This window comes from Elusimicrobiota bacterium (genome assembly GCA_041658405.1).
Classification (GTDB): domain Bacteria; phylum Elusimicrobiota; class UBA5214; order JBBAAG01; family JBBAAG01; genus JBBAAG01.
Genome location: JBBAAG010000001.1, coordinates 118,520 through 138,162, shown reverse-complemented (window position 1 = coordinate 138,162; position 19,643 = coordinate 118,520). Strand labels below are relative to the sequence as shown.

At 42.9% G+C, this 19,643-nt stretch carries 17 protein-coding genes and 1 tRNA gene; all 18 read right to left on the bottom strand.

What is annotated here, in order from left to right; all coding sequences use genetic code 11:
* Nucleotides 1-11: 11 nt before the first annotated feature.
* On the bottom strand, nt 12-1,169 hold the full coding sequence (locus WC955_00600) for an ATP-binding protein (GenBank protein MFA5857543.1): 1,158 nt from the start codon (nt 1,167-1,169) through the stop codon (nt 12-14).
* Between the two features lie 126 nt (nt 1,170-1,295).
* A complete protein-coding gene (locus WC955_00595; GenBank protein ID MFA5857542.1) occupies nt 1,296-2,663 on the bottom strand; it encodes a hypothetical protein in 1,368 nt (455 codons plus the stop codon).
* Nucleotides 2,664-3,449, bottom strand: coding sequence for an outer membrane lipoprotein-sorting protein (locus WC955_00590; GenBank protein ID MFA5857541.1), 786 nt, complete (start codon nt 3,447-3,449; stop codon nt 2,664-2,666).
* Between the two features lie 40 nt (nt 3,450-3,489).
* Nucleotides 3,490-5,247, bottom strand: coding sequence for an FtsX-like permease family protein (locus WC955_00585; GenBank protein ID MFA5857540.1), 1,758 nt, complete (start codon nt 5,245-5,247; stop codon nt 3,490-3,492).
* 23 nt (nt 5,248-5,270) lie between these two features.
* Nucleotides 5,271-6,815: an FtsX-like permease family protein gene (locus tag WC955_00580; protein ID MFA5857539.1), complete on the bottom strand. Its 1,545-nt coding sequence runs from the start codon at nt 6,813-6,815 to the stop codon at nt 5,271-5,273.
* Between the two features lie 18 nt (nt 6,816-6,833).
* Nucleotides 6,834-7,511 (bottom strand): ABC transporter ATP-binding protein, encoded by a 678-nt coding sequence (locus WC955_00575; protein MFA5857538.1) that lies wholly within the window; start codon nt 7,509-7,511, stop codon nt 6,834-6,836.
* A gap of 94 nt (nt 7,512-7,605) precedes the next feature.
* Nucleotides 7,606-7,676 (bottom strand) — tRNA-Gln (locus WC955_00570).
* Between the two features lie 10 nt (nt 7,677-7,686).
* Nucleotides 7,687-8,016, bottom strand: a complete 330-nt coding sequence (locus tag WC955_00565) for a DUF1844 domain-containing protein (GenBank protein ID MFA5857537.1) — start codon at nt 8,014-8,016, stop codon at nt 7,687-7,689.
* The gene (locus WC955_00560; protein ID MFA5857536.1) at nt 8,003-9,061 is read right to left on the bottom strand and encodes a diguanylate cyclase; all 1,059 of its coding nucleotides are present in this window, start codon (nt 9,059-9,061) and stop codon (nt 8,003-8,005) included. Before WC955_00560 ends, WC955_00565 begins: the two co-directional genes overlap by 14 nt.
* A 99-nt stretch (nt 9,062-9,160) precedes the next feature.
* Entirely contained in the window at nt 9,161-10,684 is a 1,524-nt protein-coding gene (gene gltX, locus WC955_00555; GenBank protein MFA5857535.1) for a glutamate--tRNA ligase, read from the bottom strand.
* A gap of 35 nt (nt 10,685-10,719) precedes the next feature.
* On the bottom strand, nt 10,720-11,592 hold the full coding sequence (gene hisG, locus WC955_00550; GenBank protein MFA5857534.1) for an ATP phosphoribosyltransferase: 873 nt from the start codon (nt 11,590-11,592) through the stop codon (nt 10,720-10,722).
* Between the two features lie 115 nt (nt 11,593-11,707).
* On the bottom strand, nt 11,708-12,844 hold the full coding sequence (locus WC955_00545) for an ABC transporter permease (protein MFA5857533.1): 1,137 nt from the start codon (nt 12,842-12,844) through the stop codon (nt 11,708-11,710).
* A 7-nt stretch (nt 12,845-12,851) separates the two neighbouring features.
* Nucleotides 12,852-14,000 carry an ABC transporter permease gene (locus WC955_00540; GenBank protein ID MFA5857532.1) on the bottom strand — a complete coding sequence of 383 codons (1,149 nt, stop codon included), beginning with the start codon at nt 13,998-14,000 and terminating at the stop codon, nt 12,852-12,854.
* A 9-nt stretch (nt 14,001-14,009) separates the two neighbouring features.
* Nucleotides 14,010-14,969: an ABC transporter ATP-binding protein gene (locus tag WC955_00535; protein MFA5857531.1), complete on the bottom strand. Its 960-nt coding sequence runs from the start codon at nt 14,967-14,969 to the stop codon at nt 14,010-14,012.
* Nucleotides 14,966-15,907: an ABC transporter ATP-binding protein gene (locus WC955_00530; protein ID MFA5857530.1), complete on the bottom strand. Its 942-nt coding sequence runs from the start codon at nt 15,905-15,907 to the stop codon at nt 14,966-14,968. Before WC955_00530 ends, WC955_00535 begins: the two co-directional genes overlap by 4 nt.
* Nucleotides 15,908-15,921: 14 nt before the next feature.
* Nucleotides 15,922-16,803: an efflux RND transporter periplasmic adaptor subunit gene (locus WC955_00525; protein ID MFA5857529.1), complete on the bottom strand. Its 882-nt coding sequence runs from the start codon at nt 16,801-16,803 to the stop codon at nt 15,922-15,924.
* Nucleotides 16,804-16,824: 21 nt separating this feature from the next.
* Nucleotides 16,825-18,177: a TolC family protein gene (locus WC955_00520; protein ID MFA5857528.1), complete on the bottom strand. Its 1,353-nt coding sequence runs from the start codon at nt 18,175-18,177 to the stop codon at nt 16,825-16,827.
* Nucleotides 18,167-19,642, bottom strand: coding sequence for a transglutaminase domain-containing protein (locus WC955_00515; GenBank protein ID MFA5857527.1), 1,476 nt, complete (start codon nt 19,640-19,642; stop codon nt 18,167-18,169). The genes WC955_00520 and WC955_00515 overlap by 11 nt, the downstream gene beginning before the upstream one ends.
* Nucleotide 19,643 lies beyond the last annotated feature (1 nt).

The following is a 19,643-nucleotide window of genomic DNA, read 5'->3' as shown; positions in this document are numbered from 1 at the left end:
CAGAACCTGGTTTATGAGAGGGGGTGTGTTAATAGTTTAACTTCTTTCCAACTTAATATCTTTACAGATTCACGCGTTATTGCCTTTTCACCGGAATATATTAAATATGGATTCGTGTTTTTGTCTCCCGCAATTTTTTGCCAGTATTTTAAACCTTTTAAAAAATCACTGGCAATTGTTTTGCCCGCTTTTATTTCTACTTGCACCAACGATTGTGGGTGTTCAATAATACAATCAATCTCGTTCCCAACTTTATCTCGCCAATAATAACAATTAGGTTCTAACCCGAGATTCAGCCTGTTTTTCATTATTTCTGAGATAACAAACGATTCAAATAAACTGCCACGAAAATAATGTGTTTCCAGTTGTTTCACAGTTTGTATTCCCAATAATGAACAAGCCAACCCGGTATCGTAAAAATATAGTTTGGGCATCTTGACCAAACGTTTATTAAAATTGTTGTGGTACGGTTTTAATAGGAATACTAAATAACTTGACTCCAGTATTGATAACCAGTCCTTGGCAGTATTGTGCGTAATCCCGCAGTCGTTGCCTAAGGACGATAAGTTTAGTATTTGCCCGGTCCTGCCTGCGCATAAGCGTATAAAATTTTGGAATGTAGAAAGATTACTGATATTTTTTATTAACCTGATATCGCGTTCAAGGTAGGTATGAATATAATTAGGGTACCAGTCTCTCGGTGAAATGTTTTTATCATAAATCCTGGGATAGAACCCTTTAAAAACATATTTTTCCGGATTGGCCAACGTGTACTTGGCGTCACTTAATTCATTAATACTGAGTGGCAACAGTTTAAGTATCGCCACGCGCCCGGCAAGTGTTTGTGACACATTTTCTGTCAGAAGAAAGTTTTGCGACCCGGTGAGAATGAACATACCAGGCTTATTTTTTGTATCAACAACAGTTTGGATATATGAAAACAAGCGCGGCACTCGCTGTATTTCGTCAATTATTACGCCGGTGCCATAGGTTTTTAAGAACCCGCGCGGGTCTTGGGCCGCAAAGTCGCGGTTGTCATAATCTTCTAATGACACATAGTCATGTTTGGGAAATACTTTCTTTACTAATGTCGTCTTTCCGGACTGACGCGGGCCGGTAACGGTAATTACCGGGAATTTTGTGGATAGATATTTAAGTTTAACCGCCATAGTTCGTTTTATCATGGTTGTCATTGTAGAACAATATGGACAAATTGTCAATACGATTTACAATTTGTCCGTTTTACAAACAAGTGGAGGTGAAGGGAAGTGAACTAACTCAACCCCGTCCCCTCATCAAAACGTGATCCCGAAGTTCATACGGACGCCAATAGCGGAATTGTTAAAGGTATACTCCGCATCTGCTCCGCCGTAGTAGCCGATAAGCGTCAGCCCCCAGATAAAGTCGTTCATATTACGGTAAGACAGGCCGGTGGATACCATCCCGGACCCGTCAATGAGGTTGGAGATAATGTTGGTGGACAACGACATGTCGGAAATAATGAATTTTGATACACTCACGAACAACGCGGCATAGCGTTGAGAAAAATAGTTGGATTCATACAGGTCGTTTGCTTTTATATAATTTTTTTTTGTGTCTACCGGCCAGTAGAGACTTAGATTTCCCGGTATGTTAGCGAGCGAATAAGATTTTGGATCGGACAAAACATTATCATTATACCCGTTTTGGTCGTAATAAAACTCGGTGATAACATTTATACGGTCGGGTACGTTGAGGCAGTCAAACGCGCGGCCGAATCCGACAGATGCTTTTGTTACCCACTCATCTTTTTTCTTCGCTTTTGACAACATCCCGTTCTCGATAATCATACGTTCACGGTTGTCGCCGTAGGAAAACGCGGCTTCACCGAGAATATCAAGTCCAAACACGCGGGTGGAAAAATCATAACCGTACACCGGGATAAACCCTTTTTTCGTCCAACCCGCTAGCGCCATTTCAGTTTTTCCTACCAACACGTCAACCTTCACTGCTACCGCGGTAGAGTTTATATCCGCTGCATTGCCAGAATCAAGAAAACCGTAAATATTGGCGGTAGTACCAAACGGCACGTGGTATTTCAAACCATACGCTCCTTCGCGGTAGCCAACTTTTTGGATAAACGGCTTCTTTTCTACGTTGATAAGATCCGTTGGGTTCCAGAGGTAACACCGTCCCCATTGGAGTACTTGTTTCCCCGCGCGGAAGTACACGCGGTGGTACGCGTTAAAATCGAGGAATAGTTCGCGGATATTAACAAGCGTTGTCCCGGTTTGCGAGTAGTACTGGGTTTCGAGATTCGCAAACCCTTTGACGCCCTGTTTCAACCGCGCGTCAAGCATAAGGTTGCCTGCGATGTAAGTGAAGTACCTGTTTTGAGTATCATTACCGTCTTCTATATAGTCACGGCTCGCAGTAAAATCCGCTACGGTTGTTAGTTCTCCGGAAATACTTGTTTTCTTTTTTTCCGTATTTTCTTCTATAATTGAAGCGTTGTTCACTACTTCTTTCGCGTCAACCATCGTGGTGTCAGTAGCGCCAAACAACTCATTTTCGTTGATCGCGGGGGACGCCTGCGCGTCCTTTGCATAAACAGGTACAACAGCCGGGACGGATATCAGCGTCGTTAACAATAAACACAGCGCGGGGACAATATTCTTATTCATTTACTTACTCAAATTCTCGAGGTATGCTTTTGTAAATATCTCGTCGTTAAGCTTTTCCGTAGACAATCCGGAGAGTTCCACCACAGTTTTGTTGCCTTTTTCGAACTCGTCGATAAACATTTGTTTTACGGGTACAAACTTTCCTTCCAACGTTGTGTATTTAAGGTAGTACGCGGTCTGCATCAACATGTTTGAGGACGAGTACGACTCTTCCTTTAACGGCAAATAATTGTCGCGGCGTACCCAATATATTTTCCGCGGGTAGTCCACATCATTTGCTATAGCTTTAAGCTCAAACTTATACACAGGTATACTTCCCAATGTTTCTTCAGAAATAATTTCTCTCCCACCTTTTTCAGCAGTTGCCGGAGCGTATAACTCGCTGAGTTTACGGTTTTCAAAATCGTCACCCCGCGCGTCGGACCCGCCGATACTTTCGTCACGGTTGATATGCTGGAACGTCCGTGTGTTCCTGCGGTACATCCAAAAATTTTCGTCTACCCGGAGGTACCCGTTCCCTTTATCTGATTCCGGCGCAGTGATTATCATAAGAAATGCGTTATCCTTATCCCGGCGGTAGTATATAAGCTCCATTGTTTTCACGCCTTCCTCAACCTTCTGCTGGGTCATCGCGACTTTCCCTTTCGCGTCGGAACGAATTTCCATTGACGATTCTATACTCTTAAGAATCACCCCGATTTTTGGTAGGTCAGCGGAGTACGCCGGCGCGAGAAAAGCGGTCAATGCCAGGATTAGTAATAACACATAGGAAAATTTTCGATACATAAAGATTTTATATCCTCCAGTTTTGATTTATAACACCAATTTATTCGTAATGCCGCAACGCGTCTGACGGCACGAGGTTCGCTGCGCGTTTCGCCGGGAAGTACGCGGTTGCCACAGAAATTATCAGTATCAATACCGTGTTCGACAAAATCCCGCCAACGTGGGGCTTGAAGTACAAATGCCCGTTTATCAACAGCATCATCATAGGATTGTCTTTTATACTAAACGTTAACAACGACAATAGCCACATCGCAATAAACCCTGCGATAATGCCGGTAATACACGAAAATAGCGAAAGGAAAAAGGTTTCCAGGATAAACGTGTTTCTCACATCTTTTTTCCGCATCCCTATTGCACGAATAGTACCAATCTCGCGGGTACGTTCGCGGATAGTCATCCTCAACGTGTTAATGACACCGATGAGGATAATAAAAAACAGTACCATCACGGCGGATAGGGTTATGATGTTCAGGACAGCTTCAAGTTGCAACACCGCGCTTGCGCTTTCGTACATTGTACGGACATCGATTAACGTAGCTTTCCACTTTTTCTTTATAACATCTTTCATCTTCAACTGCATTTCCTGAGTTGTTTTTGACCGGTCAAGCATAATCCATTCAGTTGCTAATGCCGGGTAAATCGGGTTCGTTGTCGCGGGATAATACGCTGTGGTTCCTGTTGGTACCATAGTGGATGGCAGGTTGTCGTAATACGCGCTGTAAAACTCTTTATCATTAACAAGGATAACCGGCTTACCATCAAAGGTTTTGTCGTCAGCAACAGCGGTTACTTTACACTTTACCGCCACTGGCTTATCCCCGAACTTCGGCTGGTACGTAAACTCTATTGTCCCGCCGGAATTGGTAGAAAACTTTTTTGCTGCCGCACTCGTAACCACCACCTCGTCTTTTCCCCACGCGGATTCTTTATCCCCGCGGATAAGAGGTACTTTATCACTCAACATTTTTACGGTATCGCTGCTCGTGCGGAAACCAAGCATTGTAACACCTTCGGAACGCCCAATACCGTGTATAACTGCGAGCCCGGGTTTTAATGCTTCATGCAGTTTATTCGCGTACAAAATCGCGGTTTTTCTGGGTTCCTTTACAACGATGTTGATATCCCCGGTTTCCCAAGTTTTGTAGCCCATAAGCGCTTTAAGTTTTTGTAAGTTCATCAACATCGCGCTGGACATAAACACATTGTCGTTATGGATAATCCCGACAACGGTTAACCTCGCGGCCTGCGGCTGGTTAAAAACATTGGGGTATCGTATGCGTATAGTATCGTTTAGGGTAACGTTTAAATACTTCGCTTTTTCGTCGGAAATAACAATCGGGTTCTCAACAGTTTCATCGTCGATACGGTCAAATTCGCCGGCAACAATTTTGTACGATTCATCAAGTACCTTGCGTTTTTTTGTGTCCATCTTCTGTTTTGTATCAATCCCGACAACAATAATGTTATCCGACTTCCCGTTGCCGATCGCACGCGCAAACGTGCCCAGGCTTTCGCTGAGAGTGTCGTAATCCGGGATTGTGTGGTTAATAATCTCGAGCACACGTTCGCGGTCACGGAATATCTGGCACTGCGCGCGCCCGCGTTCCTGAAACCCGAGAGTTATATGTCCCGAGGTCATAACAATGATTTTGTTCAACAAATTGTCGGTAATACCCCGGGAGAACGAGTTGGCAATTACCAAAATCATCATCCCGAACGCAATTGCAAGTCCGAGTAACAGATTACGCCGTTTCTGCCGGAGTAGGTTACGCAAACTTATTTCAATAATAATATTCATCTGTAATAATCCTTTTTTATTTCTTAGTCCCTGCTAATCGCATCCAACGGCGTGATCCCGCGTGCTACCCTCAAGGGGTAAAGTACCGCGAGAAATGTTACGAAGCCGAGTTGTATTATTGTTAATACAATATCGATAAATGAAAGGATTGGGTGGAACTTATCCCCGCCGAACAATAATTGTGCCATTTCGTTGGCTGATGTGATGTTGAACAACGGGATAAGGTTTACGATAATAATTCCTGCCAGTATTCCTGCACCGCCGAAGACGAACGAAAGTATTGCGGTCTCGCCGATAAACATTTGGGAGATAAAACTTTTCTTCGCTCCAACCGCTCGCATCATACCAATTTCCTGTGTGCGTTCCAACGCTGCCATACTCAAAGTATTAACAATAATGATTATTGCAACAAAAAACAGGAATGATACAAAAACGAATAACGATCCTTTAATCAACGCAGCCATACTGCCGATAACGCCGGCCGCTTTTTTCCATGAAACAGCCCGTGCATTGAGGTTATTGGACTTCAACAACTTATTAATTTTATCGAGCCCGGTATTCAACGCAGTGCCGGGTTGAAGTTTCACGAAAACAAGGTTGTACGATCCGGTTTCGAGGTCGGCTGGCATAGTACTCACGGCTTCTTTTTTTGTGGCATCCTTTTTCGCAGCGGCGATATCAACATTTCCTGTGTTTATCACAATCAACGAATCGTCGGAAAACAGGTTGTCGAGGTTAGTATTATCCATACTCAACAACTGCTTCTTTTCTTTTGACACTTCCACCGCTTTATCCGCTGCGGAAAAGTATCCCTGGCATTCGCGGTAGGATTCAATATCCAGAATATTAAACATTCCAAATATCGCGTTTAACGCGCGGTATTTCATAACGCCTTTTACGTCAACACGGATATCCATTGACGTATTTCTGTCGCTGAACCCCATGAAAATAATATTATCACGGACACTAACGTCTTTGATATCAGTCTTCGTGTCTTTCACAAGATCGCGGAACGATTTTTCGTTGAACACCGTGTTTTTCGGGATAAACCATAAATTTGAAAAGTCGTAGAGGTACTTCCGCGCTTCTGTCGGGAGCAACACCCCGCGGGTATTTGCACCGAGCTCTTCTCCTTCAAGTACGACAACGCTGTTGGGAAACATTTTTTGATACTTATCATACTCTACACCCAGAACAAACGCGTATCCCGGATCCCCGCCAGCGTCGTTAAGCACCATTGCCATGTTTCGTCCCGCGGGAAGGAAGGTTGATACACACTTTTCTTGTACCAATGCTTTTTTGATATCAACAAAATTGTTGATGGGTTCAATAGCGCGGCCCATTTGCGTGAACAATACACTATCCTCGCGCTGTTTATCGGAGATTATAACAACGTCGCCAGTAAAACTGTTGACAATATTTTGCGCCATACCTTTATCCATACCGGATATAATACCGTTGCCAACGGTCATCAGTAACGCGCCAAGAAAAAGGATGATGCCGATAACAAAACTTTTTCCTTTATGCCGGAGGATATTGCGCCACGCTATTTTTAGTATTAGGTTCATTTAGGTATTGCCTTATAATTATTCAACTTGTATCAACCCGTCTTTGATTTTAACAATATGCTTTGCGTACTGCAAAACATTCGCGTCGTGAGTGGAAAATATAAACGTCGTTTTTTCTTTTTTGTTCATTTCTTTCATCAGCTCGAGAATATTAGCACCGGTTTGGGAGTCCAGGTTCGCAGTGGGTTCGTCGGCTAAGACAATGTCCGGATTGGTAACCAACGCGCGCGCGATCGCAACCCGTTGCCGTTGCCCGCCGGAAAGTTCCGCGGGGCGGTGTTTGATAAACTCTTTCAACCCGACTTCTTCGATAAGCTGTTCCGCGCGTTTCTGTACTTCCGCGCGGGACTTGTTTTTCATTAGTAACAACGGAAACTCGACGTTTTCCAGTACGTCAAGCACGGGAATAAGGTTAAACGTTTGGAAGATAAACCCGATTTTGTACAACCGCAGGTCAGTGAGCTGCGTGTCAGGCATTTTTGTGATTTCTTTATCCCCAATTTTTACGGTGCCCGCTGTCGCGGTATCGATACACCCGATGATGTTAAGCAAGGTAGTTTTCCCGCTGCCTGACGGCCCGACGACGGACAACAGGTCGCCTTCTTCCACACTGAAGTCCACCCCGCGTAACGCGTTAACCGTGGTTTTGCCAAGCGGGTAGTCTTTTGTAACACCCTTCATTTCAATAATGTTCATTGTTTATTCTTATCTCCTAATTTAAAATTATCTATGGTTACATTATACTAAGTGTTGAACAACACTTAAAAACCTTAAAAATACAATAAAAAAACTGCCGGACTAGGACTCGAACCTAGAAAACATGGTCCAGAGCCATGTGTGATACCATTTCACTATCCGGCAACCTAAAGTATTAGTTTGTTTTGTCAGGGCTTTTTTCGCCGTTATCTTCTTTTTTTAGTTCATCCACGTAATTTAATTCAAGGTCTGCAAGTATTGTGGTCAACAATAACGATTCACGGTCTGTAAGATTACCCTGAGTTTTTTGTTTTATCATCAATAAAAGATCAATTGTATGTTTTGCAGCAATAAGGTCGCGTTCAATTTTGCCTGTAGCCGGATTCGCTGTCTTACCAAGCTGCAGCATTGCAGCGGTGCTTAAAGAATGTACCAGTATCAAAAACAAATGGTCAACTTCTTTATCCCTACCCTGCGGTTTGTTGTTATCATCAGTTATTGCCATCGACTATCCTTTGCATATCTATCTTAACCGTAGTTTCCGTGACATCAACTTGCCCAATCGCATTATTAGCTTTCTTCATTAACTCATCCGGTTCGTGCATATCAGGTGTATAACACCCCACCCCGAAAGATACGTCCATCACAACCTTTTGCCCGTCCCGCGCATGAAACTCCTTTTGCAGTACGATCTCTCGGACACGTTCACCGATAAGCGCAGTATTCTTCATTGGTGTATAGGTAAGGATCATACGCATTTGCCCGTCTTTAAGGATACCAATAACATCGGTATGCCGTAAATGCTCCGCAATCATTTCGCTTACTTCCCGCTGTAGTTTATGCATTGTGCGTTTACCAAGAAGGTTTGAAAGATAATCGTAATTACTTACCCGCATAACCATCAGGGATAACGGTATCTGATACCTTCGTGCTTCATCAAACCTAAACCTTAACTCATTCAAAAACCGTTTTTCTTCAATTATTGAAATATAATCAACATCAGAGACGGTTTGCAGTAATAACCGGTAAAGCCACCGCCATACGTACTCCAACGGGTTTGCCAGGGCGAAGGATATTACCAGTACACCAATGATAAGCGCCACCCAGGCAAGAAGGTCAAGGGTCAGGAAACTAAAAAATCTTAGTAAAGACTTTCCAAGAACGTTATTATTAAAAATCAGGGTTAACAATAACGAGAATATTATGATTAAAGAGGTCGAGAAAAAAACGTATACCCACGGCCATACGTACCATGAACGGAACGGGCGTAGACGGTTACGGTAAAAGAAACATTCAAGTTCAGTTGCGATCGTCCCGATTACCAGCCCGAATAATATTGATATCATAACGCACTGTGCACTGACCGCCATAATTGTTTGTGTGTTTACGGATGCGATAAACTTAGTTCCTATCCAATAAACAATAAGTATGGCTACCGCAATGAGTACCGCGCTGAGTATCCCCGCGCCTAATACTAAATACCGCGGAGTAAGTTTGGTTAACGTCTCAAACTTTTCATCAGGAGAAATACGTTTTTTCCAGTCAATCATATTATTCTTATCTCGGCCTCCGTTATACAGCCATCATTTTTGTGCGCTGTACAACAAAAAAACCGCGCACTTCTTATATGTACTAAATACGATTAATAACTATACCAAATTGTTCAATGTGTAATCAAGGCGTTTAAGCACGCGTTCTTTACCCAGTAAGGATAGTATATTAAACACCCCGGGGCCGGTTGTACGCCCGGAAACCGCTACACGTAAAGGATGAAACACTGCCCCCGCGCCGATATTTTTCTCGGTAACATACGCCCGGACAGATGCTTCCAGCGCAATTACGCTGTAGTCCTCCTGTTTTTCCAGTAAACCGCGAAGGTCTGTCAGTATCCCCCGGCTGTCAGGTTTTGACTTAATACTTTTAGTAACCGCTTTTTCATCATAAAGTTTTAACGCAGGATCTGTGATATCCTTAATAAAATATTCAGTTAACCCGGGAATATCGGTAAGAAACTTAATTTTTTCATGTTCAGCGGTAATAATTTTTTTTATGAACTCCCTTTTCTCAGGTTGCGCGGTATCCTTTGTGACACCGTTCTCTGCCGCCCATTGAAGTATCGGCGAATTAGGGTCAGATAAACGGTCCAATAACTTGTCAATTGTGAGTTCACGGATATACACACCGTTCATCCATTCAAGTTTTTTGAAATCAAACACTGCACTGCTTTTCCCGCAATGTTCAAGCGAAAATTTTTGTGACATTTCATTGAGTTTAAACAACTGCTGGCTATCCTCAGTTGACCATCCGAGTAACGCGAGGTAGTTGATCATAGCTTCCGGCAGGTATCCCGCGTTTTTGTAGTCAAACACCGCAACCGCACCGTGGCGTTTTGAAAGTTTACCCCCGTCACTCCCGTGGATCATAGGAAAATGCGCGTATGCCGGAGGGGTTAATCCCAGAGCGTTAAACAACAATATCTGCCTTGGTGTATTTGAAATATGATCATCCCCGCGGAGCACGTGCGTGATTGCCATACAATGGTCGTCAATAACAACCGCAAAGTTGAATGTCGGCACACCTGAAGTTTTGACTAATACAAAATCGTCAAGTAATGCGTTATCAAACTCAACATCGCCTCTGATAAGGTCATGAAACACGGTTTTTCCGGTATTCGGCATCTTAAAACGTATAACCGGCTTACGTCCCTCGGCTTCTTTTTTCTTACGTTCTTCAGGTGTTAAAGTTCGGCATCGCGCATTATATTTTGGTGGTACTTTACGGCGCATAGCGTCCGCGCGCTGAAGTTCAAGTTCATCCGGTGTGCAGTAACAGCAATACGCATGGCCGTTGTTGATCAGTTGTTCACCGTATCTCGTATACATCCCCTTTTCATGACGTTGCATCTGGAAATACGGGCCATAGGGCTGGTTCTCTGTCTCAGGGCCTTCATCCCAGTTTAACCCCAGCCACTTAAGGCCGTTGAGGATAGACTCCAACGATTCTTTAGTTGACCGTGTCTCGTCAGTGTCTTCAATCCTGAGTATAAACGTACCATTAAGTTTATGCGAGTATAGGTAGTTGTATAACGCAGTTCTTGCTCCGCCAAGATGCAAAAACCCGGTAGGGCTTGGAGCAAAACGTACACGTACTTTATTTACTGTTTCTGTATTCATAAAAACCTTCTTGTCCAGTCTTTCTGTAGCTGCATTTAATATATGATTTTGTTTAACGGATACTCAATAATACCTTCCGCTCCTGCGCGTTTAAGTTCCGGGAGAATGCGTTTAACAACTTTTTCTTCGAGTATAACTTCAATTGCCACCCAGTTAGGGTTGGATAACGAGGATATTGTAGGGTTCTGTAATGCCGGCAGGCATTTGGTTACCACCGCAAGTTTATTTTTTGGGACGTTCATCTTAAGCCCAACCATACCGACAGCGTTAAGCGCACCGGTTAGCAGCATAAATATATTTTCCATCTTCGTACGTTTCCATGTATTCTTATACGACCGTGTATTCGCGATCAGCCGTGTAGTGGATTCCAGTAGTACTTCTGCAATCCTTAACCTATTTGCGCGGAGGGATGACCCTGTTTCCGTGAGTTCAACAATTGCGTCAACCAATTCCGGCACTTTTGCTTCAGTTGCGCCCCATGAAAATTCTACTTCCGCCTTAACTTTATTTTTTGCAAGATGTTTTTTTACGATATTGACCACTTCTGTAGCGATACGTTTACCCCTAAGATCTTTTATGGATTTAATCTTTGATGTTTCGGGTACTGCAAGGACCCATTTTACGGGACGAAACCCGCTTTTCGCGTAAATAAGTTCTCCTAACTCTTTTACCTTCGCACCGGTTTCACAGATCCAGTCATAACCTGTTACCCCGCAGTCAAACACTCCTTGTTCGACATACTTCGCAATTTCCTGTGCGCGGACAAGCATTATCTCAATTTCTTCATCATCACAGGAAGGGAAGTATGAACGTTCCGCAGTACGGATTTTTATTCCCGCTTTCGCAAAAAGTTCTACAGTAGATTCCTGTAAACTGCCTTTAGGTAACGCAAGTTTTAGTTTATTCATAAATTTTGGTTTGTCCTCACATTCTTAAACCCTTGTTTCATTTAAAAAACTCCATTTTTATAAGTATACCACAACTCGCATACTTGTTACAATACGTCTTTGACGAGGAAAAGTCTTAATTCAACTGTTTTTTGAACAATGCAGAGCTCAGTCCCAGGATCACAACTCCGAATATCGCTAACGCCAGGATCTCTGGCCATAGGATATCAACCCCTACGCCTTTAAGAAAAATTCCGCGGACAATCACAAGGAAGTACCGTAACGGCAACAGGTATGTTGAATACTGTATAATCTCCGGCATGTTTTCTATAGGAAACATAAACCCGGATAAAAGCATCTGAGGCAGCATCAAAAAAAACGCGGTCATCATTGCCTGTTGTTGTGTTTGCGAGACTGCGGAAGCAAATAATCCGAGCCCCAGGGTGGTCAGGAGAAAGAGTAATGATGTTGCAAACATTAATGTCAAACTTCCGTTTATCGGGATGGCAAACACAATTTTTCCGGTAATAATTATGATGATAACATCCATAAATCCGACCAGCGCGGGGGTAACAATTTTAGCGATCATCAACTCCCACGGCCGTACCGGTGTGACAATCACCTGTTCCATAGTCCCGGTCTCGCGTTCTTTTGTTATTGCCATTGAAGTAAGGATTGAGGTCAGTAATAACAGTATCAAACTTAATACCCCGGGGACCATGTAGTTAGCGCTTTTCAGTGTTGGGTTATACCATATCCTGACTTCAGCTGTGATTTTTGGCATATTTGTAGTTGTCCCCATCTGTATCAACCTGGGTTTGATCGTTTGTTCAATAAACTTCTCAGCATAGGTATTAACAATCTGCTGCGCATAGTTTAACCCTATATTTGAAACATTAGAATCACTTCCGTCAACTATTACCTGTACTTCAGCAGAACGGCCGCGTTTGATATTACGTTCAAATCCTGAGGGTATATGTATTCCAATAACACTGCGCCCGGTTTGGATTGACGATTCAAACTGGTTCTCATCCCGCGCGTAACCGGTAATCCTGAAGTACTCGGAATGTATAAACTTATCAGCCAATCCGCGGCTTTCATATGTTCCGTCATTATCCCAAATAACAGTTTTTATATTGCGTATATCTGTGGTAACCGCGTACCCAAAAATAACCAACTGTATTATCGGCGATATAAAACTTAACACCATCATCTTCGGATCATGCGTAAAAAGTATAAACTCTTTTTTTACGATATACCAAAACCGTTCCATATACTAATTAATCCAACCTTTTCTTAAACCGTACAGAACAAATGGTTAATGTCAATACTGCCAGCAGTGCAAGAACCAGTGTTTCACCCCAAAAAACTTCAAGACCGTTGCCTTTAAGAAAAATATTACGGACAATAACCAAAAAATACCGTGCGGGGATAATGTATGTCACTACCTGTATGATCCCGGGCATACTGTTGATCGGGAATACAAACCCGGATAACAGTACTGCCGGTAACATCGACGTCAGCCATGCAATCATCATTGCCACCTGCTGAGTTTTTGCCAGGGTTGAGATTAACAACCCGAACCCAAGTCCGCTTGCACCAAAAATCAGTGCGGTAAAAAATAATACTACAAAATTTCCCCGGAATGAAACATGGAACACAAGTGTTCCCATAAAAAATATTATTATCATGTCCACCATCCCGATCACAAGGTAAGGAAGTAGTTTACCGATCATTATTTCATAAGCTTTCACTGGTGTGACAATAAGTTGTTCCAAAGTCCCGCGTTCGCGTTCCCGCGCAATAGTAAATGAGGTAAGGATAATAGTGATGATTGTCATCACGGTAACAATAACCCCGGGGACAATATAATTACTGCTGCGCATTTCCGGGTTATACCATACCCGGGGCTGAACTTTAACCGGGGGAAACCTGTCATTACTAAACGGTATTCCATATTTGTTTAACACGCGGACGGTCAGTTCGATATTGTATGCTTGCAATATCCCTGCGATATACCCCACAATAATTGTTGCGGAATTTGACTCACTACCGTCTACTAATAACTGTACTGCCTGTGCTGTGCCTTTAACAACATTTTTACCAAACCCCGGAGGGAAAGCGATAATAATCTTACATTTTCCGCGGTCAAGTAAATTATTAACTTCATTCGGAGACACTACCTTTGCTGCGTACCTGAAGTATCCACAATTCATTATTTTCCCAATTATCTCGCGGCTATGCACCGAATTGTCCTGATCATAGACACCTACCGGCACATTTTTTATGTCAAACGATATGCCGTATCCGAAAAGCAAAAGTAAAAATATTGGCATCGCGATTGCCAGTACCAATGTTCGCGGGTCACGCCATATTTGTATCAACTCTTTACGGGTGATTGCGATGATACGTACAAAATCAATTTTCATATTATGATTTCACCTACCCAGTTTTTCGTTGATCAAATATATAAACACATCCTCAAGTGACGGCCGGACAAATTCTGCGGAGACAACCTGTATCCCCCGGGAAGATAAATTTGTTTTTATACTTTCCACCACCCCGTTATTTGATCCCGATATTCGGTTGAGTATCAGGTGCAGCATATTACCAAACGGCGTTGATTGTTTCACAAACTCGTTTCCTGACAGTATATCCATTGCAGCAAGACAGTCTCCGCAGTTAAGTTCAAGTATGTTCTCAGGTAACGCGTCAGCCTTAACCTCTCCGGGTGTGCCGATAGCAATGATTTCACCGTTATAGATCAACCCTATGCGGTTGCAGTTTTCCGCTTCGTCCAGATAATGCGTGGTTACCAGTATTGTAGTTCCATTTGCCGCGGTATCATATATAAGATCCCAGAACTTACGCCGCGCTAACGGGTCAACCCCCGCAGTGGGTTCATCCAGAAAAAGGACTTTTGGTTTATGAACAACCGCGCAGGCAAGCGCCAGGCGTTGTTTCCATCCGCCTGAAAGGTTGGAGGTAAGAGTGTTAATATTGTCAGTTAATCCCGTGGTGTTAAGCACCCACTCTTTCCTCTGTTTTTTCTCAGCTTTAGGGACAAGATAAATACCGCTGTAAAAATCTATATTCTGGCTTACGGTAAGGTCGTCGTATAACGAAAACTTCTGGGACATATACCCGATTGAACCCTTAACTTTATCCGGTACGGTAACAACATCGTACCCCGCAACAATTGCCGTTCCTTCTGTTGGAGGTATAATCCCGCAGAGCATACGTATTGTTGTAGACTTCCCCGCGCCATTCGGACCGAGAAAACCGAAAATTTCTCCTTGTTTCACCTGCATACTGATATTATTTACCGCCGTGAACTTACCGAATTTACGGGTAAGCGCTTTAACGTCGATAGATATATTGTTGTTACTACCCGTCATCCCGTTTTCTCCTGTAAAAGTTCAATAAAAATATCTTCAAACGACGGATGGATTACACAAAAACTTTTTACCCCCACCTTTTCAGCGGTAAGGGTGTTAACAATTGAGGTATTAACCTTCCCGGCATCAGTTTCCATCCCGGCGGTTGCGTGTAATGTATCACCGAAGATATACACAAATTTTATGTCCGGACAGGTTTTTGAGATAACATTCCGTGCGTGATGGTTGTCAGTAGTGATAATCTCAAACACTTGTTGGTTTGATAATCCGTGGATTTCATCCGGTGTACCGTAGCGTATAATCTTACCTTCATGCATCAACCCTACACGGTGACAGCGTTCCGCCTCGTCCATATACGGCGTACTGACCACAATACTGGTACCCCCGGCGACAAGTTTGTACAGCATATCCCAGAGTTCACGCCGTGATACGGGATCCACTCCGGTAGTTGGTTCGTCAAGAACCAGTAATTTAGGTGTATGGATAAGATTACATGCTAACGCCAGTTTTTTTTGCATACCCCCGGAAAGGTTCATAGCCAACCTTGTTTTAAAGGGTTCAAGCCGTGAGAACTCATATAACTGCTTAAACCGTTCAGTCCGGACTTTTTTTGATACTCCGTACATATCGGCAAAGAAGTCAAGATTTTCTTCAACAGTAAGGTCGGTGTATAAACTAAATTTCTGGGGCATATACCCGAATATATGATAAACCGGTTCAGGGTTAGCCAGAATGTCATACCCGTCAATTATTACAGTTCCTGAAGTTGGTGGTATTACCCCGCAGATCATACGTAATGCCGTAGTTTTACCGCTGCCATCCGGGCCGATTAGTCCCACGATCTCACGGGGTTCAACGCTGATAGTTAAACCATCAACGGCAGTAACGGAAGTATCACTAAAAACTTTTTGTAATCCCTTAGTGGAAAGAATAGGCATAGGGATTTTAATACTTACTTAAGCTTGATAATAGCATCAGCCGGCATCCCGGGTTTAAGTTCCTGTTCAATATTCTGTACACCGATTTTTACGGCAAATACCAATTTTGCGCGTTCTTCCTTTATCTGAATATTTTTTGGAGTGAACTCCGCTTTTGTTGCGATATTAATAATTTTACCCTCATACTTTTTATTGGGGAACGAGTCAGTGGTAACTTCCACAGATTGCCCAACCGTAATCCGTCCGAGTTTTGTTGAAGGGACATATATTTTTAACCATACATCATCGAGGTCGGCTATTGAACATAAAACTGTTCCCGGGAACAAAGTTTCCCCGATACTCACGGGCTTATCTACAATTGTCCCGTCAATCGGTGAACGGAAATACGCGTTGCCTATTTGAGACTTAATGACATCCACCGCAGCGGATGCCTGGTTATAATTTTGTTTTGCCGCGGAATATTGTGATTGCAGAGTATCATACTGTGTTTTTACAGTATCGTATTGCTGCTGAGAAACAGATCCTGCTGTGTACAATTCCTGTGTGCGTTTAAAGTTATCTTTGATATTATTAAGATTAATCTCCACCTGATTAATTTGTTCCATCGCAGCCATTGCCTGTGCCTGTACCTGTGCGAGCCGCGCATCGAGTTCATCATGATTAATTTCAGCGAGGGAAACGCCTTTATTCACAACTTCGCCTTCTTTGAAGTTAAGCCTAGTGATTGTTCCCGGAATTTTTGAGGATATATCCACCTGAGTAGCTTCAATTGTTCCCGCCGCTGTAATGTTTGTATTATCCGCTGACCATTTATGCGTCGCTAAAAAGTATACCGCTGTGCCCAGTACCAGAATTACCGGTATGATCACCGGCGGTTTATGTTTATTACCAACCATGTATTATATTCCTCCTGCTACTTAATATTTCCCCATTGCTTTATCCAGAGCAATCCTCGCGAGAGTGTAGTCATACACTGCCTGAAGATAATTTGTCCCGGCAAGCGTCAATGCCATTTGCGCGTCAAGTACTTCTTGATTAGTAACGCAACCATTTGAAAAACTTATATTCGCGATTTTTAACATTTCTTCCGCCAATGCTACGTTTTCCACCTGCGACTTAATACGTTCCTTCGCGTCATGAAGTTTTAGTACCGACTGTGTTATCTCCACAATAATACCATCACGTACCTGCACCTGCGCAATCTCAGCTTGTTGTTCAATGAGTTTACCCTGGGTTATTGCGTTAGATACAGCAAAACCGGTGAATATCTGCCAGTTAAACGTTAAACCGGCATACCAGCTGTCTTTCCATTCAAGTTTAGAATAAAACGGGTACTGGTACTGGTATCCCGCAAGGCCAAAGAGGGTAGGTTTATTTTTTGTACCCACAATTTTTGTGTTCAGCTTAGCGGTTTCCACAGCAGTTGCTGCGATAGCGGGCTCACTGCGTGTCTTTAGCGCTGAAGAAATACAGTCATTTAGTATAATCTCAACCGGCACGTATTCAAGTTTACCGTTTAATATAACCTCAGTATTTTGTTCCAGTGCCATTAAATGTTTCAACCTTACCAGTGAAGTGTCATACATATTTTGCGCCTGCACTACAAGAGGTTCAGTATTAGCCACCTGTGTCTTTGCACGCAGAAGGTCAAGTTTGGATACCGCTCCGGCATTAAATTTTGATTCCACGGTTTTACGGTGTTCCTCCGCACGGTCAAGTGATGCCCTGTGTGTCTCCACCAGTTCCTTCGCAAATAGCGCGGTATAAAACGCAGTAGCTGCGTCATTCACCGCGTCGTTACATGTTTTTATATATTCACTCTCTGTTGTCACAACAGCATTTTTTGCAGCACTATACGCATTTCTCACGCGGTTCCACGAAAAAATGTTTTGCTGTACCGCCACGCCAAGCATCCAGTTGTCGTCATCACCGATTTTGATGGAATTATCAATAGTTTTCGTAATACTTGTTGTAGGGCCGGTTGGGATTGTGACAGGAAATGATACGTTCATCTCCGGAATTAATGATGTATACTGATACTTAGCTAATGCTGAGACTACCGGCAGATATCCCGCTGCGGCTTCATGTACCTTACTTTTTGCGGTATCAACTTTCTTTTTTGAGGACAATACCGCCCGGTTATTCTCTAAAGTAACTTTCTTTATATAGTCAAGATTATAAACAGCGCTGTAGAGAAGCACTGGCGAGGAAACTGTAATATAGAGAACCGCGAAGAAAGTTACTGCCGCTATTCCGTGTTTACTTTGCATAAGAAACATTTTCTGATTTTACCGTGCACTTAAATTTATCAAAATAAAAGCCGGTATCCACGGTTTCAAGTTCACCCCGCTGGAAATCAACGATTTCCGCACGGAAGTGTTTTTTTGATGGTATAAGCGTATAACTGTGATTATTGTTTATCACAAACCTGTACTGATCAATATTACCAAAGAAAAAGTCACGGACTTTTCTGCATTGTTCGGGATCAAGAGTAAAACTGCCGTAATGCATTTCAAAACTTCCTCTATGCGGATCAACCGGGAGCCATCCATAAGGCGGAATATATATCTCTGTCCAGTCATGCATACCTTCCTCTCCCGGTATGATTGTCCATCCTGACTGCCACCGCGCCGGTATACCGGAAAGTTTGCACAACGTAATAAACAACATGCCTATCTGCCCGCAATCACCGTACATATGTTCATAAGTATACTTTGAAAGATTGTCAAGAGTGGAGTACTCATTTGCGAAACTGTACTTAATATTTTCAGCAATCCAGTCATAAATCATTTTTGCTTTTAGATACGGATTAGTTTCGTTAGCAGTAATAAACTTCGTAAGTTCAATAAGTTCTGCTGACGGTTCCTCATGCGGTGTCCTGGTTTTAATATTACTGACATACTCCGGATCAGTTTTTTCATATGGAATAACTTTTTCGGGATTCACCGGATTATAATACGCATACGAGTTATATTTTGTCTTAACGGTAAATACTGCTGTATCACCGGTTACGGGTTGTTCAAAGTATAAACACGCGAATTCCGGTGTAGCAATTTGTTTTTTATATGTTGGTGTGGATTCCAGGATGGTAATATTTATCTGCCGCGGGATACTCAACGGTATAGGTAACCAGCACCGCAGGAGTTCGTTTTTTTTCATCCCTGCGGTATCCGTTCGTATTTCAAGGGTCAGTATAAACGTTGTCTGAGCCAGCAGGGGTTGTTTTGTAGTTGCGTATTCACCGGTGATACTTGTCACTAATGAAAGATAATCCTGCGCTTTTTTCCCGAGGTCTTTCCATTCTATAGCGCGGGGATAGATATCGCGGTAACGGAAAAACAGGTTGCTGACACTGGGATTAATATACCATGTCTTACCATCAATTACACGTTTGTCAAACATCCGTGATTCATCCCATTCCCTGAATTCGCCGGGTTTAAAATCCTTAATTTTCTTAGCTAGCGCTTTCTGTAAATCTTCCGCAGATAAAGTATAGTCAAGACGGATACGTTTAAGTTTTTCTTTTTCCCATAATAAACGTGCCCGGTCTTCCGGTAAAATTGTGTCCCCGGTTTTCAGGATGTACTGTGTGATAAGCTTTTCCGCGTTTGTATACTCCCCGTTATCAATAATTTCTGAGAGCTCAGGAATCATTGTTTTAACCCTTTCATCAATCGCTGCTGCAATACTTATGTTAGTCAATAACAAAAACACGAGGCCTGTAAATAATCTCATC

Coding starts and splice junctions, on each gene's coding strand:
- WC955_00585 (MFA5857540.1), bottom strand. CDS start 5,247: ATGAATATTATTATTGAAATAAGTTTGCGTAACCTACTCCGGCAGAAA.
- WC955_00600 (MFA5857543.1), bottom strand. CDS start 1,169: ATGGCGGTTAAACTTAAATATCTATCCACAAAATTCCCGGTAATTACC.
- WC955_00575 (MFA5857538.1), bottom strand. CDS start 7,511: ATGAACATTATTGAAATGAAGGGTGTTACAAAAGACTACCCGCTTGGC.
- gltX (MFA5857535.1), bottom strand. CDS start 10,684: ATGAATACAGAAACAGTAAATAAAGTACGTGTACGTTTTGCTCCAAGC.
- WC955_00535 (MFA5857531.1), bottom strand. CDS start 14,969: ATGACGGGTAGTAACAACAATATATCTATCGACGTTAAAGCGCTTACC.
- WC955_00515 (MFA5857527.1), bottom strand. CDS start 19,642: ATGAGATTATTTACAGGCCTCGTGTTTTTGTTATTGACTAACATAAGT.
- WC955_00565 (MFA5857537.1), bottom strand. CDS start 8,016: ATGGCAATAACTGATGATAACAACAAACCGCAGGGTAGGGATAAAGAA.
- WC955_00525 (MFA5857529.1), bottom strand. CDS start 16,803: ATGGTTGGTAATAAACATAAACCGCCGGTGATCATACCGGTAATTCTG.
- hisG (MFA5857534.1), bottom strand. CDS start 11,592: ATGAATAAACTAAAACTTGCGTTACCTAAAGGCAGTTTACAGGAATCT.
- WC955_00530 (MFA5857530.1), bottom strand. CDS start 15,907: ATGCCTATTCTTTCCACTAAGGGATTACAAAAAGTTTTTAGTGATACT.
- WC955_00520 (MFA5857528.1), bottom strand. CDS start 18,177: ATGCAAAGTAAACACGGAATAGCGGCAGTAACTTTCTTCGCGGTTCTC.
- WC955_00595 (MFA5857542.1), bottom strand. CDS start 2,663: ATGAATAAGAATATTGTCCCCGCGCTGTGTTTATTGTTAACGACGCTG.
- WC955_00590 (MFA5857541.1), bottom strand. CDS start 3,449: ATGTATCGAAAATTTTCCTATGTGTTATTACTAATCCTGGCATTGACC.
- WC955_00560 (MFA5857536.1), bottom strand. CDS start 9,061: ATGATTGACTGGAAAAAACGTATTTCTCCTGATGAAAAGTTTGAGACG.
- WC955_00545 (MFA5857533.1), bottom strand. CDS start 12,844: ATGGAACGGTTTTGGTATATCGTAAAAAAAGAGTTTATACTTTTTACG.
- WC955_00580 (MFA5857539.1), bottom strand. CDS start 6,815: ATGAACCTAATACTAAAAATAGCGTGGCGCAATATCCTCCGGCATAAA.
- WC955_00540 (MFA5857532.1), bottom strand. CDS start 14,000: ATGAAAATTGATTTTGTACGTATCATCGCAATCACCCGTAAAGAGTTG.